This is a genomic window from Micromonospora sp. NPDC047187, from assembly GCF_040643355.1.
In the GTDB taxonomy this organism is placed as follows: domain Bacteria; phylum Actinomycetota; class Actinomycetes; order Mycobacteriales; family Micromonosporaceae; genus Micromonospora; species Micromonospora salmantinae.
The window spans coordinates 92,821-107,151 of the sequence record NZ_JBEYUF010000009.1; the positions used below are offsets into that span (position 1 = coordinate 92,821).

Below are 14,331 nucleotides of genomic sequence, written 5' to 3' on the forward strand. Positions count from 1 at the left end.
CGCCGGGGGGGGGGGAATTTTTTTTCGGGGCCCGGGGGGGGGGGGGGGGGGGGGGGGGGGGGGGGGGGGGGGGGGGGGGGGGGGGGGGTATGGGGGGGGGTATGGGGGGGGGGGGCCGTGGCTACTGCCACGGCCCCCGTTGTTGTTCAGGTGATTAGTGCTTGTTGTCCTGCTCCGGGTGGGCGAAGTTGAGGTGCTCCGGAGGCAGCGGGAAGGTCACGTCGTCACCGAACGGAGACGGCGCGGCGGCCCGGTCGAAGGTGAGCTCGGTCAGCGGCAGCTTGCCCCGGTCGTCGACCGCCGGGGCGGTCGGGTGGGGCACCTCCCGGTGCCAGTTGACGCCGCTCTGCGCCTGCGCCTCAGCCCGCGAATCGTGGGAGCCACCCGCGTGCGAGTGCAACCCACCCCGGGCGGAGCCCGGCGTCGCCGAGCCCTGACGGGCGGTGGTCACGCTGGTCTGGGGCGTCTCGCCCCGACGGAAGATCTTGCTACCAAGCCACACAAGGGGATCGTACCTGCGGTCGACGACCCGTTCCTTCATGGGGATGATCCCGTTGTCAGTGATCTTGATGTGCTCGGGGCAGACCTCGGTGCAGCACTTGGTGATGTTGCAGAAGCCGAGGCCCTGTTCGGCCTGCGCGTACTCCTTGCGGTCGGTCCGGGCGTCCAGCGGGTGCATGTCCAGCTCGGCCGCCCGGATGAAGTACCGCGGGCCGGAGAACGCCTGCTTGTTCTCCTCGTGATCGCGGATCACGTGGCAGACCGTCTGGCACAGGAAGCACTCGATGCACTTGCGGAACTCCTGCGAGCGCTCCACGTCGACCTGCTGCATCCGGTAGTCACCCGGGGCCACGTCCGCCGGAGGGGCGAACGCCGGGGTCTCCCGTGCCTTCTCGTAGTTGAACGAGACGTCGGTGACCAGGTCCCGGATGACCGGGAAGGTGCGCAGCGGGGTGACAGTGACGGTCTCGTCGTCGCCGAAGGTCGACATCCGCGTCATGCAACCCAGCCGCGGCTTGCCGTTGATCTCCATGGAGCAGGAGCCGCACTTGCCGGCCTTGCAGTTCCACCGGCAGGCCAGGTCCGGCGCGTCGGTGGCCTGCAGGCGGTGGATGACGTCGAGAACGACCTCGCCCTCGTTCACCTCCACCATGTAGTCCTGGAGGTCACCGCCGCTCTCGTCGCCCCGCCAGATCCGGAACTGACGCTTCCCGCTCATCGGTTGTCCGCCTCTCCAGCGTCGGCAACGAGGGCGTCGAAGTCGGCGATCTCCTCGTCGGTGAGGTACTTGGCCAGCTCGGCCCGGTCGAAGAGGCCGATCAGCTCCGGCCGCATCTTCGGCAGCGGCTTGCGGGTCAGCTGCACGGTGTCGCCGTCCAGCGCGCAGACCAGGTTGACCTGCCGCCACTTCGGCTCCATCGCCGGGTAGTCCTCCCGGGTGTGCCCGCCACGCGACTCCTGCCGCTCCAGCGCCGCCTTCGCGGTGCACTCCGAGACCACCAGCATGTTGCGCAGGTCCAGGGCCAGGTGCCAGCCCGGGTTGTAGCGTCGGCCGCCGGCCGCGCTCACCTTGGCCACCCGCTCACGCAGTTCGGCGAGCCGGACCAGCGCGTCGGCCAGTTCACCCTCCCGGCGGATGATGCCCACCAGGTCACCCATAACCGCCTGGAGGTCCTGCTGAAGGGTGTACGGGTTCTCGCCGGTGTCCCGCTGCAGCGGCGCGAGGGCGGTCTCCACGGCCGCCTCGACCTCGTCCACTGCCACCTTCGGCCGCGCGGTCAGCCCGTCGGCGTAGCTGGCCGCGTGCCCGCCCGCCCGCTTGCCGAAGACCAGCAGGTCGGACAGGGAGTTACCACCGAGTCGGTTGGAGCCGTGCATGCCACCGGAGACCTCACCGGCGGCGAACAGCCCGCGTACGTGGCCGAAGGCGGCACCCGAATCCGGGTCAACCTCGACGCCGCCCATCACGTAGTGACAGGTCGGGCCGACCTCCATCGGCTCGGCCGTGATGTCGACGTCGGCCAGCTCCTTGAACTGGTGGTACATCGACGGCAGCCGGCGGCGGATCTCGTCGGCCGAACGTCGGCTCGCGATGTCCAGGAAGACGCCACCGGCGGGGGAGCCCCGGCCGGCCTTGACCTCGCTGTTGATGGCGCGGGCCACCTCGTCGCGGGGCAGCAGCTCCGGCGGACGCCGGTTGTTGTCCGGGTCGGTGTACCAGCGGTCCGCCTCCTCCTCGGTCTCCGCGTACTGCTTGCGGAAGACATCGGGGACGTAGTCGAACATGAACCGCTTGCCGTCGGAGTTCTTCAGGACGCCGCCGTCACCACGCACCGACTCGGTGACCAGGATGCCCTTCACCGAGGGCGGCCAGACCATGCCGGTCGGGTGGAACTGGAGGAACTCCATGTTGATCAGCGTCGCCCCGGCGCGCAGCGCCAGCGCGTGCCCGTCCCCGGTGTACTCCCAGGAGTTCGAGGTGACCTTGTAGGAGCGCCCGACGCCACCCGTGGCCAGCACGACCGCCGGCGCCTCGAAGAGGATGAACTCGCCCGACTCGCGGTAGTAGCCGAACGCGCCGGCCACCCGGTCACCGTCGAGCAGCAGCTCGGTGATGGTCGTCTCGGAGAACACCCTGATCCGGGCGTCGTACGAGCCGAACTCCCGCTGGTCCTCCTGCTGGAGCGAGACGATCTTCTGCTGGAGGGTGCGGATCAGCTCCAGGCCCGTCCGGTCGCCCACGTGCGCCAGGCGCGGGTACTCGTGGCCACCGAAGTTGCGCTGCGAGATCTTGCCGTCCTTGGTGCGGTCGAAGAGCGCACCGTACGTCTCCAGCTCCCAGATCCGCTGCGGCGACTCCTTCGCGTGCAGCTCGGCCATCCGGAAGTTGTTGAGGAACTTGCCGCCGCGCATGGTGTCCCGGAAGTGCACCTGCCAGTTGTCCCGGCTGTTCACATTGCCCATCGCGGCGGCCGCGCCGCCCTCGGCCATCACCGTGTGCGCCTTGCCGAACAGCGACTTGGAGATGATCGCGGTCTTCTTGCCGGCCAGCCGGGCCTCGATCGCCGCGCGCAGACCGGCGCCGCCGGCCCCGATGACGACGACGTCGTAGTGGTGTCGTTCGATGCGAGTGGTTGTGGTCATGTCAGGGGCCCTTTAGTTGATGAACCGCAGGTCGGAGAACCAGCCGGCCGCGAGCGCCATGATGTAGAAATCGGCCAGCGCCAGGGTGCCGAGGGTGATCCAGGCGAGCTGCATGTGCCGGACGTTCAACGCCGAGACGAAGGTCCAGGCCTTGTACCGCACCGGGTGCTTGGAGAAGTGCTTGAGCCGGCCGCCGATGATGTGCCGGCAGGAGTGGCAGGAGATCGTGTACGCCCAGAGCATCACCACGTTGAGCAGCAGGATGATGTTGCCCAGCCCGAAGCCGAAGCCCTTCGGCGAGTGGAAGGCGAGGATCGCGTCCCAGGTGTTGATCAGCGAGATGATCGCGGCGGCGTAGAAGAAGTAGCGGTGCAGGTTCTGCCCGAGCAGCGGGAAACGGGTCTCACCGCCGTACTCCTTGTGCCCGTCCGGGACGGCGCAGGCCGGCGGCGACAGCCAGAACGACCGGTAGTACGCCTTGCGGTAGTAGTAGCAGGTGAGCCGGAACAGCAGCAGGAACGGCAGGGTCAGCGCGGCGTCCGGGATGATCCACCAGCCGGGCAGGAACCGGCCGAAGTGCGAAGCGCCCTCGATGCACCGCTCCGTGACGCAGGGCGAGTAGAACGGAGTCAGGTAGTGGTAATCCGCGACCCAGTAGAAGTCGTGCATGAACACCCGGACCGTCGCGTACGCGACCCAGGCGCTGAGCCCGATCACGGTGATCAGCGGGGCGAACCACCATCGGTCGGTACGCAACGTCTTCGCCGCGATGGCGGCGCGCGCCCGCGCCCCCCTCGGCCTCGTTGCCGTTGAAGTCATTCGAGTCGTCTCCTCGACGGGCCCGTACGGGCGGGCTGGTCTCTCTCCGGTCGGCACGCGGACCGGCGAACCCGCACCCGCTGCCACGTCATGCGCACACCAACGACCACGCCGGATCGACCGACGCAGCTAAGTGACACACGTTACGCCGATCTCCGCGAGCCGTCCGCGCAAGGGAGTGTCCCGTGTGTCTGGCCTGCGGAAAAGCCCTCGACGCGCCGGTTTGGCGCGCGAAGTCGAGAACGTCAGCCGGAGGCCCCTCCGGTGAAGTGCCAGGACGCCAACCGCAGCGACGGCGCCGCCCACCAGACACCGTCCACCCGGTCCGGTTGGCGCACCGCCCGCGCCCCCAGCCCGAGCACCGCCCCCGGCCCGAGCGCCCGCGGGTACGACTCGGTGAACCGCAGGTCGCGGACCGCCCGGACGACAGTGCCGTCCTCGATCAGCCAGACGCCGTTGCGGGTCAACCCGGTGACGACGAGGCTCCTCGGGTCGAGCACCCGGGTGTACCAGAGGTCGGTGACCAGCAGCCCTCGGCGTACGCCGGCCACCAACGCGGCGGTGTCCGCGTCGACGACCGCCCCGCCCGCCGCGCCGGTGGTGCTCCGGCCCACCGCACTGGCCGGACCCGCCACCGCGCCGTTCAGGCGCAGGTTGCGGGGCATCGGGCCCCAGGTGGCACCCCCCGCCACCGCGTGCCCGGTGGACTCCGCGCCCGCCTCGGCGCCGGTCCGGCGGTCGTGCGCCACCGCCCGGGTGGTGCCCGCCTCGACCAGTGTCAGCGCCCGTCGGCCGGTGCCCTCCGCGTCGAACGGCAACCCGGACCCGCCCAGCGGGTCGTCCACCACTGTCACCGCCCGGTCGAACTGGGCCGCGCCCGGCTCGGCGAACGACTGCCGCTCGGCGTAGCGCTTGCCGTTGAAGCCGTAGAAGGACAAATTCTGCAGGAGGTCCGCCACGGCGGCCGGCTCGAACACCACCTCGTAGTGCCCCGGCGGCAGCTCGACCGGGTCGGCCGCCGCCTGCGCCTTCGCGGCCGCCTGCGCGCCCAACTCGGCGCCGTCGAGGTCGGACAGCCGGTCGGCGCTGCGCCGGGCCACCCCGTCCGCGCCATCGCGGCGGGCGATGCCGTCCATCGCCGCCTCCACCGCGCGGCCGTACGCCGAGTGCCCGGCCGAGTTGGCGAACGCCGACGAGCGGTGCGCGGTGCGGCAGTAACCGGCGGTGCTGAGGCCCCCGGCGGCGGCCACGAACGCCCCCACCCGATCGGCCCGCTGATCCGGCTCGGCGTGCGCGGTGGCCTCGTCGACGGGCAGGGTGCCCGGCGTGGGCATGGGCGGGGCCAGCCCCGGCCAACCCGGGTCGGGCGGGCAGAGCCGCGCCGCGGCCAGGGTGCGCTCCACCAGGGCGGACAACCCGTCGGCGGTGACCACGCTGCCGCCACCGGCAGCCGTCCGACCGTCGACGTGCACCCGCAGCCGGACCCCGACGGTGGACTCGGACACGTTCTGGTGGATGCCCGAGTTGGCGAACCGGGTCAGCGCCAGGTCCGCCCGCGTCACCACCGCCTCGGCCTGCGCGGCCGGCCCGCCAAGACGCCGAACCAGCTCCACGACCTGCCCCGCCAGCTCGACCTCACTCCTCGCGCTCACGCTGAGCCGCCTTTCGTTCGCGACTGCGGGGCTCGCAAACCCGGCTCACTCCTCGCGCTCACGCCGAGACCCCCACACGGACGTTGCGGAACCGGGCCGGCGCGGCCGGGTGGCCGGTGTGCCCGACCTGGCCGGGTTGGCCCTTGCCGCAGTTGGGCGTCCCCCAGGAGACCGTCTCGCTGGAGAGCATGTCCATCGAACGCCAGAACAGCGGGCCGATCCCGGTGTACGTGGGGTTGCGCAGCATCCGCCCCCGCCGCCCCTTCTTGATCTCCCAGCCGACCTCACAGCCGAACTGGAAGTTGAGTCGCTTGTCGTCGATCGACCAGGACCGGTTGAGGTCCATCAACACGCCGTCGTCGGTGGCCGCGATGATCTCCTCCAGCGTGTGTGGGCCGGGTTCCAGGCCGACGTTTGTCATCCGCACCATCGGCAGCCGGGCCCACCCGTCGGCCCGTACGCTGCCGCCGTAGTCGAGGCTGGCCATCGCGGCGGAATCCCGGCCGGCGAGCACACCCACCCAGCGACCGTCCCGGACCGCGTCCCGCTTGACCGCCGGGGAGCCCTCGTCGTCGAAACCGAAGCTGCCCAGCGCCCCCGGGATGGTCGGGTCGATGGTGATGTTCATCAGCTCCGAGCCGTAACGCAGCGAGCCGAGCTGGGCCAGGTCCAGCCAGGACGTGCCGGCGAACGCCGCCTCCCAGCCGAGGATCCGGTCCAGCTCGATGGCGTGCCCGACCGACTCGTGGATCTGCAGGGCCAACTGCTCGCCGCCGAGGATCAGATCGGTCTCGCCGGCCGGGCAGGGCGGCGCGGTGAGCAACGCCCGGGACTCCTCGGCGATCTGCGCGGCGTGCGCGGCCAGATCCAGCGACTCGACCAGCTCCCACCCGGTGGTGCCGTACTGGCCGCGGTAGCTCGGCCAGGACCGCCGCTGCGTCTCGCCGTCGCCGATCGAGGTGGCCGAGATGCCGCCGCCGCACTCGCGGATGCGCTGGTCGATCCGGTGGCCCTCGCTGGAGACGAACCACTTCGTGGTGTCCCAGATCTGGTACAGGCCCTCGGCCAGGTCCGCGCCGTGCTCGGCCATCGTGCGGGTCGCGTCGACCAGCAGATCGCCCTTGTCCGACAGGGCCACCCCGAGCGGGTCGATCTGGCAGCCGGAGGCCCAGCTCGCGGTGACCGCCTCGACCGGCACCAGGTCGACCGAAGGGCCCGGCACCCGCGCGCTCGCCATGGCGGTCCGCGTCGCGCGCCGGCCGGCGTCGCGGGCGGCGGCGTCCGACAGATCGGGTACGGCGTGGAAGCCCCAACTCGCCCCGACCAACGCCCGGACCCCGAGCCCGATGCTCTCGTCCTGGGTCAGCTCCTCCACGTCCCCGTTGCGCGCGGTCATGGACTCGTAGCGGCGGTGCATCACCCGGGCGTCGGCGTACCGGGCGCCCGCGTCGAGGGCGGCCTGGACGGCGGCGGTGGCCGCGTCGAACTCGGTCATGGACCGACCCTAGGCCAGCCGACCGACACCCGTCAGGGGAGCAGTTCCTCCGGCCGGATGCTGGCCTTCACCGGCTCAGTCAGCACCAGCAGCTCGCCCGGTCTGGTCACGGACTGCTCGGTGTAGTGACCGCCCCGCCGCCGGTACAGATGCATGGTGCCGCTGTCCTGCTCCACCAGGAGATACCACTCGATGCCGGCGGTGGCGTAGTAGTGCATCTTGAGGACTTTGTCGGTGGACGCGTTACTCGGCGAGATGATTTCGCAGACCAGCCGCACGTCACTCGCCTCGACGTTGAGTTCGTCGAAGTCGATCGGGCTGGTGATGACGAGATCGGGGATCGGAATCCGTCCCGGCCTGAGTCGAACGTTCACCGCTTCCAAGACATGCAGACCGGCTTCGCGAACCGGGGCTCGTAGCACCGCGCGTAGTTCGCCGGAGATGTTCTGGTGCCGGGGGGTGGGGGCTGGGGTCACGTGAAGGCTCCCGTCGAAGAGTTCGACGCGTTGCTGCGTCTCGCCGAGGGCGAGGTACTCCTCTTCGGTCCACGGGCCTTCGTGGTTGAACACCGCCGCGATCATCGTCACCTCCACCTCGTGCCAGTGGCATCCTCTGCCGGTTGCGCGTCCAATGATCGCACTTGACGTGCGTTCAAGGCCATGAATGGGCGAGGTGACGGGGGTGCGGGGCCGATGCCGACTCGTTACGCTCGGGCCCGCTGACACGTGCCGGCTTTGTAGCTTATTTTCACCCTCGGGACTTTGCTGTAAGTTCTCTTCGTCACTGAGGGAGGTGGCCGTGGACAGCTCGGAACCCTCGCCGTCCGGGGACCCGGACGACCGTCCCGCCGTGCCGGCGCAGCGCTCCGACCAGGACGCCTACCTGCGGGTGCGTGATCTGCGGGTCCGGTTCGACACCGAGGACGGCGTGGTCCGCGCTGTCGACGGGGTGTCGTTCGCCGTCGAGCGGGGCCGCACCCTCGGCATCGTCGGCGAGTCCGGCTCCGGCAAGAGCGTCACCTCGCTGGCGATTCTCGGCCTGCACGACCCGAAGCGGACCACCATCACCGGGGGGATCTCCGTGGGTGGCCGGCAGGTGGTCGGCCTTCCAGACGAGGAGGTACGCCGGCTGCGCGGCCGGGACATGGCGATGATCTTCCAGGATCCACTGTCGGCGCTGCACCCGTACTACACGGTGGGCCGGCAGATCGCCGAGGCGTACCGGGTGCACCACCCGAAGGCCAACCGGCGCGAGGCCCGCCAGCGGGCTGTCGACATGCTGGACCGGGTCGGCATCCCGCAGCCGGCGCGTCGCTTCGACCAGTACCCGCACGAGTTCTCCGGCGGAATGCGCCAGCGGGCGATGATCGCGATGTCCCTGGTCAACGACCCGGCGCTGCTGATCGCCGACGAACCGACCACCGCGTTGGACGTCACAGTGCAGGCGCAGATCCTGGACCTGCTCGCCGACCTCCAGGCCGAGTTCCACTCCGCGATCATCCTGATCACCCACGACCTCGGCGTGGTCGGCCAGGTCGCCGACGACGTGCTGGTCATGTACGGCGGGCGGGCCGTCGAGCGGGGCAGCGTCGAGCAGGTGCTCCGGGCGCCGCAGCATCCGTACACCTGGGGGTTGCTCTCCAGCGTGCCGTCGCTGCACGGCGACGCGGACGCGGACCTGGTGCCCATTCCCGGCAACCCGCCCAGCCTGATCAACCTGCCGCCGGGCTGCGCGTTCCACCCCCGCTGCCGGTACGCGGACCGGGCTGGCAGCCGCTCCCGCACCGAGGTCCCCGAGCTGCGCCCGGCGGGGGAGGGCGATTCGGCCGGCCACCTGGTCGCCTGCCACCTGAGCGCCGAGGAGCGTGCCACGTTCTACGCCGAGGACATCGCACGGGTGGGGGTGGCTGTGTGAGGGCGAGGAACGCAGCGCAGCGGAGTACCGCAGTCCCGAACGGAGGACCGTGGAGATGACCGATGAACCACTGCTGCGGGTACGCGGCCTGAGCAAGCACTTCCCGGTACGCCAGGGGCTGCGCGCCACCGGTCTGGTGCGGGCGGTGGACGGGCTCGACTTCGACGTGCGCCCCGGCGAGACGCTCGGCCTGGTGGGGGAGTCGGGCTGCGGCAAGACAACCACCGGTCGGATGCTGGTGCGGCTGCTGGAACCGACCAGCGGCAGCATCGAGTTCGACGGGCGGGACATCACGCACGCCGGCCGCCGGGAGTTGCGCCCGCTGCGCCAGGAACTCCAGATCATCTTCCAGGACCCGTACGCCTCGCTGAACCCTCGGCACACAGTGGGCCGGATCGTGGCGATGCCGCTGCAGGTCAACGGGATCAAGCCGCCGGGTGGGATCAAGGCCCGGGTGCAGGAGTTGCTGGAGCTGGTCGGGTTGAACCCGGAGCACTACAACCGGTACCCGCACGAGTTCTCCGGTGGTCAACGCCAGCGCATCGGCATCGCCCGCGCGTTGGCCCTGCGGCCGAAGCTGATCGTGGCGGACGAGCCGGTGAGCGCACTGGACGTCTCGATCCAGGCACAGGTCGTCAACCTGCTGCGCGACCTGCAACGCGAGCTGGGCCTGGCGTTCGTGTTCATCGCGCACGACCTGGCCGTGGTCCGGCACTTCTGCCAGCGGGTCGCTGTCATGTACCTGGGTCGGATCGTGGAGATCGGTGACCGCGCGGACATCTACGAGCGCCCGCAGCACCCGTACACCCGGGCGTTGCTCTCCGCGATCCCGGACGTCACCCAGCTCGGCCCGGCGGGCCGGATCCGGCTGACCGGCGACGTGCCCACCCCGCTGGACCCGCCGTCGGGCTGCCGGTTCCGCACCCGGTGCTGGAAGGCGCAGGACATCTGCGCCACCGAGGAGCCCGCGTTGATCCCGCGCGACGGCGGTTCGCAGGCCACCGCGTGTCACTTCCCCGAAGGGGAAGCGGCCAGCACGAGCCCCGAAGGGAATGCTGCCAGCACGAGCCCCGAAGGGAAAGCGGCCAGCACGAACCCGCAGTCGGCGGAGTCGACTGCCCCGGTCGTCGAGGAGGTGCCGTCGTGAGCCTGTCCCCGGTGGAGGGTGTGGCGCTCGCCGAGATCGAGTCCGGCACGGACCCGGGCGGGCCCGCCGTGAAGGGCGTCGTCGGCCGCTCACCCGGTCAGCTCGCCTGGCTGCGGCTGCGCCGCGACAGGACGGCGATGGTCAGCGGCGTACTCCTGGTCTTCTTCCTGCTGTTGGGGTTGGCCGCCCCGCTGATCGAGATGGTCTACGGGATCGGCCCGCGGGAGCAGTTCCAGAACATGCTGGACGGCTTCGGCATGCCGCTGGGGTACGCCGGCGGGGTCAGCGGCGAGCACTGGTTCGGTCTGGAGCCGGGGCTGGGCCGGGACATCTTCATCCGGCTGATCTACGGGCTGCGGACCTCGCTGTTCATCGCGTTCGCGGCGGCCCTGATCACCGCGACGATCGGGATCGTGCTGGGCGCGCTCGCCGGCTACCTCGGCGGCTGGCTCGACGCGGTGATCAACTGGATCACCGACCTGACCCTGGCCATGCCCTTCCTGATCATCGCGCTGGCGCTCACGCCCACCATCACGCTGCGCTTCTACGGTGAGCGGGGGCAGGTGTCGTCCGCCTTCGGGGTGGGGGTGCTGATCGCCGTCTTCGCCATCTTCGGCTGGACCAGCACGGCCCGGCTGGTCCGCGGGCAGGTGATCGCGCTGCGCGAGCGGGAGTTCGTGGAGGCGGCCCGGGCCAGCGGGGCCGGGCTGGGGCACATGCTCTTCCGGCAGCTGCTGCCGAACATCTGGGCGCCGATCCTGGTGTCGTTCTCCCTGGCGGTGCCGCAGTTCATCACCAGCGAGGCGGCGCTGTCGTTCATCGGCGTCGGCCTCAGCGACGAGACGCCCAGCTTCGGCCGAATGATCTACCACAGTCTGGACTTCCTCCAGACCGACCCGGCGTACGTGTTCTTCCCGGGCATCACGATCTTCGCGCTGGTGTTCGCCTTCAACCTCTTCGGCGACGCGTTGCGGGACGCGCTCGATCCGAAGTCGTCCCGGTAGGGGTCAAAATCATGGCGCGATTTCTGCTCAAGCGACTCTTTTCCGCCACGCTGACCCTCTTCGCGGTGAGCGTGTTGACCTTCCTGATGTTCTTCGCCCTGCCGCGTGACCCGGTCAGCAGCATCTGCTCGAAGAACTGCAACCCGGAGCGGCTGGAGCGGGTCCGTGACGACCTGGGCCTGAACGACCCGCTGATCAGCCAGTACGCCGGCTACATGAAGGGCATCGTGACCGGTCGGGACCTGGGCAGCGCCCAGGGCGGCCGGTGCGACGCGCCCTGCCTGGGCTGGTCGTACGTCACCAACGAGGCCGTCTCGGACACCATCGCCCGGGTGCTGCCGGTGACGCTGAGCATCGTGATCCCGGCGGCCATCCTCTGGTTGCTGCTCGGCGTGGGGCTCGGCATGGTGTCCGCGCTGCGTCGGGGCACCTGGCTGGATCGTCTGGCCATCGGCTTCTCGCTGACCGGCGCGTCGTTGCAGCTGTACTTCGTGGGCGCGGTGCTGCTGCTGGTGTTCGTCTACAACCTGCGGTTACTGCCGGTGCCCAGCTACACCTCCCTCTTCGACAACCCGGCGAAGTGGGCCAGCGGCCTGGTGCTGGCGTGGGTGGCGCTGGCCTTCCTCTTCTCGGCCATCTACGCCCGGCTGTCGCGAGCGCAGATGTTGGAGACGCTGTCGGAGGACTTCGTCCGGACCGCGCGGGCCAAGGGCCTGGCCAAACCCACTGTGTACGGGCGACACGCGCTGCGCGCGGCGATCACCCCGGTGGTGACCATCGCCGGGCTGGACGTGGGCGGGGCGCTGGGCGGGACGGTGATCACCGAGACGACGTTCGGCATCCAGGGGTTGGGGCGTACGGCGGTGGACGCGGTGCGCTCGGGCGATCTGCCCACCATCATGGCCACCGTGCTGATCGCCGCCGTCTTCGTGGTGTTGGCGAACGTGCTGGTGGACCTGCTCTACGCGGCCATCGACCCCCGGGTGCGGTTGCGCTGACCTGTCGATGTCCAGCGTGTGACCGGCGGCTGGGCCGGTGGCGAAATTTATCGACAACTGTTACACAACTCGTAGGTTTTCTTCCTTACGATCCTCGGGACGTCGGCGGTTCTCGCCCCGACGAAACCGCACGGCACATGGGTGAAGGGGGTACTTCATGAGACCACGCGTGGCGGTTGCCGCAGGCGGCGCGATCGCACTGGTTGTGGCACTGGGTGCGTGCTCGAAGAACACGGGCGAGGGCACCACTGTCGACACCGAACGGCAGCAGACCGGGGTCATCGCGACCGACCCCAAGGACTCGCAGGGGCCGGCGGCCGAGGTGAGCGGCGCCGCGAAGGGCGGCACCTTCACCATCATCAGGGAGTCGCCGATCTCCCACCTCGACCCGCAGCGGACGTACTCGTTCGCCGGTCTGATGGCCAACCCGCTCTTCGCCCGCTACCTGACCACCTGGAAGGACGACGGCAAGGGCGGCCTGGTCCTGGTGGGCGACCTGGCCGAGACGCCGGGCAAGAACGTCAACAACGACTGCAAGGTCTGGGAATTCACCGTCAAGGACGGGGTGAAGTTCGAGGACGGCCGGCCGATCACCTCCAAGGAGATCGCGTACGGCATCGCCCGGTCCTTCGACCCGGACCTGTCCGGCGGCCCGACCTACATCCAGGAGTGGCTGGCCGACACCCCGCAGTTCGACACCAAGTGGGACTTCAAGAAGAACAAGACGTCGCTGCCGCCCGGCCTGAGCACGCCGGACGCCAAGACGCTGCGCTTCGAGTTCGCCAAGCCCCGCTGTGACCTGCCGTTCGCGGTCTCGCTGCCGACCACCGCGCCGCTGCCGGCCGACAAGGACACCGGCGTCGACCTGGACAAGCAGCCGTTCTCGTCCGGCCCGTACAAGGTCGCCAAGAACCAGGTCGGCGTGCAGATCACCCTGGACCGCAACACCAACTGGGACCCGAACACCGACCCGGTCCGGCACCAGTACCCGGACCAGTTCGTCTGGAGCTTCGGCCCGACCGCGGACGCCGCCAACAACCGGGTGATCGCCGACAACGGCGCCGACCAGAGCGCGCTCGCCTTCAACGCAGTGCCCGCCTCGTTGGTCGCCAAGGTGGCCGGGGACGCCACGCTCAAGTCGCGCAGCATCCTCTCCCCGACCCCGAGCGCCAACCAGTTGGTCATCAACAACCAGCGGGTCACCGACCTGAAGGTCCGTCAGGCGCTCAACTACGCCATCGACCGCGAGGGCTTCATCAAGGCGATGGGCGGGCAGACCGTCGCCGCGCCGCTGACCACGCTGATGCCGCCGGCCACCATCGGCTACAAGGCGTACGACGCGTACCCGGCGGGTGCTAACGGCAACGTCGACAAGGTCAAGGAACTGCTCGGCGGGAAGACGCCCGAGCTGGTCCTTGGCGTCGCCGACAACTCCACCGAGCAGCAGCAGGGCGCCCAGCTCAAGGCCAACCTGGAGCGGGCCGGCTTCAAGATCACGCTGCGGAACATCTCCGACGACGCGAAGCTCGACGAGATCAAGAAGAAGAACAACCCCTGGGACCTGTACATCGGTAACTGGGCGGCGGACTGGCCGAGCGGGGCCTCGATCCTGCCGGTGCTCTACGACGGCCGCACCATCAAGGCCGAGGGCAACAGCAACCAGGCCTACTTCAACGATCCGGCGATCAACACCGAGATGGACCGCATCTCGGCGCTGCCCGCGGCCGAGCAGGGCCCGGAGTGGGCCAAGCTCGACGAGCGGATCATGAAGGAGCACGCGCCGGTGGTGCCGCTCTTCGTCGACGTGGCCTACAACGTGCACGGGTCCAAGGCGGGCGGGATCTTCATCTCCAGCGTCTTCGGCTACCCGTCGTTCGTGAACGCGCACGTCAAGCCGTAAGTCACACCGCAGACCAGAAGGGGTCCCCTCCCGACAACGCCGTCGGGAGGGGACCCTTCTGTTATTGCTGGGCAGGTCACGGGGTGTGAGCCGCCGAGCGTCGTTATTGCAAGTCGCTCCCCAACTCCCTGGCGACCGTGCGCAGTTGTTCCTTGAGTGCACTTCGTCGATCAAGGAGAGCGGTTATCAGAAGTCTTGCCTGGCCGCCCTCAGTCGATCGCTGGAGTATGCGGGTTCTTGCGTAACCGCTCTCAAGCT

At 69.7% G+C, this 14,331-nt stretch carries 11 protein-coding genes; 5 read left to right on the top strand and 6 right to left on the bottom strand.

What is annotated here, in order from left to right:
* Window positions 1–154 precede the first annotated feature (154 nt).
* The 6 genes from ABZ794_RS17110 to ABZ794_RS17135 all read right to left on the bottom strand — a co-directional run bounded on the left by ABZ794_RS17110 (window position 155) and on the right by ABZ794_RS17135 (window position 7,691).
* Window positions 155–1,219 carry a succinate dehydrogenase/fumarate reductase iron-sulfur subunit gene (locus ABZ794_RS17110; RefSeq protein WP_112604992.1) on the bottom strand — a complete coding sequence of 355 codons (1,065 nt, stop codon included), beginning with the start codon at window positions 1,217–1,219 and terminating at the stop codon, window positions 155–157.
* Window positions 1,216–3,144: a fumarate reductase/succinate dehydrogenase flavoprotein subunit gene (locus tag ABZ794_RS17115; protein WP_210785888.1), complete on the bottom strand. Its 1,929-nt coding sequence runs from the start codon at window positions 3,142–3,144 to the stop codon at window positions 1,216–1,218. The genes ABZ794_RS17110 and ABZ794_RS17115 overlap by 4 nt, the downstream gene beginning before the upstream one ends.
* A 12-nt stretch (window positions 3,145–3,156) precedes the next feature.
* Window positions 3,157–3,963 (bottom strand): hypothetical protein, encoded by an 807-nt coding sequence (locus ABZ794_RS17120; RefSeq protein WP_088950095.1) that lies wholly within the window; start codon window positions 3,961–3,963, stop codon window positions 3,157–3,159.
* Between the two features lie 245 nt (window positions 3,964–4,208).
* Window positions 4,209–5,591 (bottom strand): metallopeptidase TldD-related protein, encoded by a 1,383-nt coding sequence (locus ABZ794_RS17125; protein ID WP_357516308.1) that lies wholly within the window; start codon window positions 5,589–5,591, stop codon window positions 4,209–4,211.
* An 82-nt stretch (window positions 5,592–5,673) separates the two neighbouring features.
* Window positions 5,674–7,110, bottom strand: coding sequence for a TldD/PmbA family protein (locus tag ABZ794_RS17130; protein WP_238689822.1), 1,437 nt, complete (start codon window positions 7,108–7,110; stop codon window positions 5,674–5,676).
* A gap of 32 nt (window positions 7,111–7,142) precedes the next feature.
* Entirely contained in the window at window positions 7,143–7,691 is a 549-nt protein-coding gene (locus ABZ794_RS17135; protein ID WP_210785894.1) for a Uma2 family endonuclease, read from the bottom strand.
* 268 nt (window positions 7,692–7,959) lie between these two features.
* On the opposite strand from ABZ794_RS17135, the gene ABZ794_RS17140 reads away from it, so the two are divergent.
* From ABZ794_RS17140 to ABZ794_RS17160, 5 genes are all read left to right on the top strand, one after another.
* Entirely contained in the window at window positions 7,960–9,024 is a 1,065-nt protein-coding gene (locus ABZ794_RS17140) for an ABC transporter ATP-binding protein (protein WP_357516310.1), read from the top strand.
* Between the two features lie 55 nt (window positions 9,025–9,079).
* Window positions 9,080–10,171 carry a dipeptide ABC transporter ATP-binding protein gene (locus tag ABZ794_RS17145; protein ID WP_357516214.1) on the top strand — a complete coding sequence of 364 codons (1,092 nt, stop codon included), beginning with the start codon at window positions 9,080–9,082 and terminating at the stop codon, window positions 10,169–10,171.
* On the top strand, window positions 10,168–11,175 hold the full coding sequence (locus ABZ794_RS17150) for an ABC transporter permease (protein WP_357516216.1): 1,008 nt from the start codon (window positions 10,168–10,170) through the stop codon (window positions 11,173–11,175). The genes ABZ794_RS17145 and ABZ794_RS17150 overlap by 4 nt, the downstream gene beginning before the upstream one ends.
* A gap of 11 nt (window positions 11,176–11,186) precedes the next feature.
* Window positions 11,187–12,173: an ABC transporter permease gene (locus tag ABZ794_RS17155; RefSeq protein ID WP_210785885.1), complete on the top strand. Its 987-nt coding sequence runs from the start codon at window positions 11,187–11,189 to the stop codon at window positions 12,171–12,173.
* A gap of 157 nt (window positions 12,174–12,330) precedes the next feature.
* Entirely contained in the window at window positions 12,331–14,073 is a 1,743-nt protein-coding gene (locus ABZ794_RS17160; RefSeq protein WP_357516218.1) for an ABC transporter substrate-binding protein, read from the top strand.
* The last annotated feature ends 258 nt before the right edge of the window (window positions 14,074–14,331 follow it).

Excerpts from the sequence above, each read along its gene's own strand:
- ABZ794_RS17155 (WP_210785885.1), top strand. The coding sequence starts at position 11,187 with ATGGCGCGATTTCTGCTCAAGCGACTCTTTTCCGCCACGCTGACCCTC.
- ABZ794_RS17130 (WP_238689822.1), bottom strand. The coding sequence starts at position 7,110 with ATGACCGAGTTCGACGCGGCCACCGCCGCCGTCCAGGCCGCCCTCGAC.
- ABZ794_RS17110 (WP_112604992.1), bottom strand. The coding sequence starts at position 1,219 with ATGAGCGGGAAGCGTCAGTTCCGGATCTGGCGGGGCGACGAGAGCGGC.
- ABZ794_RS17160 (WP_357516218.1), top strand. The coding sequence starts at position 12,331 with ATGAGACCACGCGTGGCGGTTGCCGCAGGCGGCGCGATCGCACTGGTT.
- ABZ794_RS17145 (WP_357516214.1), top strand. The coding sequence starts at position 9,080 with ATGACCGATGAACCACTGCTGCGGGTACGCGGCCTGAGCAAGCACTTC.
- ABZ794_RS17115 (WP_210785888.1), bottom strand. The coding sequence starts at position 3,144 with ATGACCACAACCACTCGCATCGAACGACACCACTACGACGTCGTCGTC.
- ABZ794_RS17120 (WP_088950095.1), bottom strand. The coding sequence starts at position 3,963 with ATGACTTCAACGGCAACGAGGCCGAGGGGGGCGCGGGCGCGCGCCGCC.
- ABZ794_RS17135 (WP_210785894.1), bottom strand. The coding sequence starts at position 7,691 with ATGATCGCGGCGGTGTTCAACCACGAAGGCCCGTGGACCGAAGAGGAG.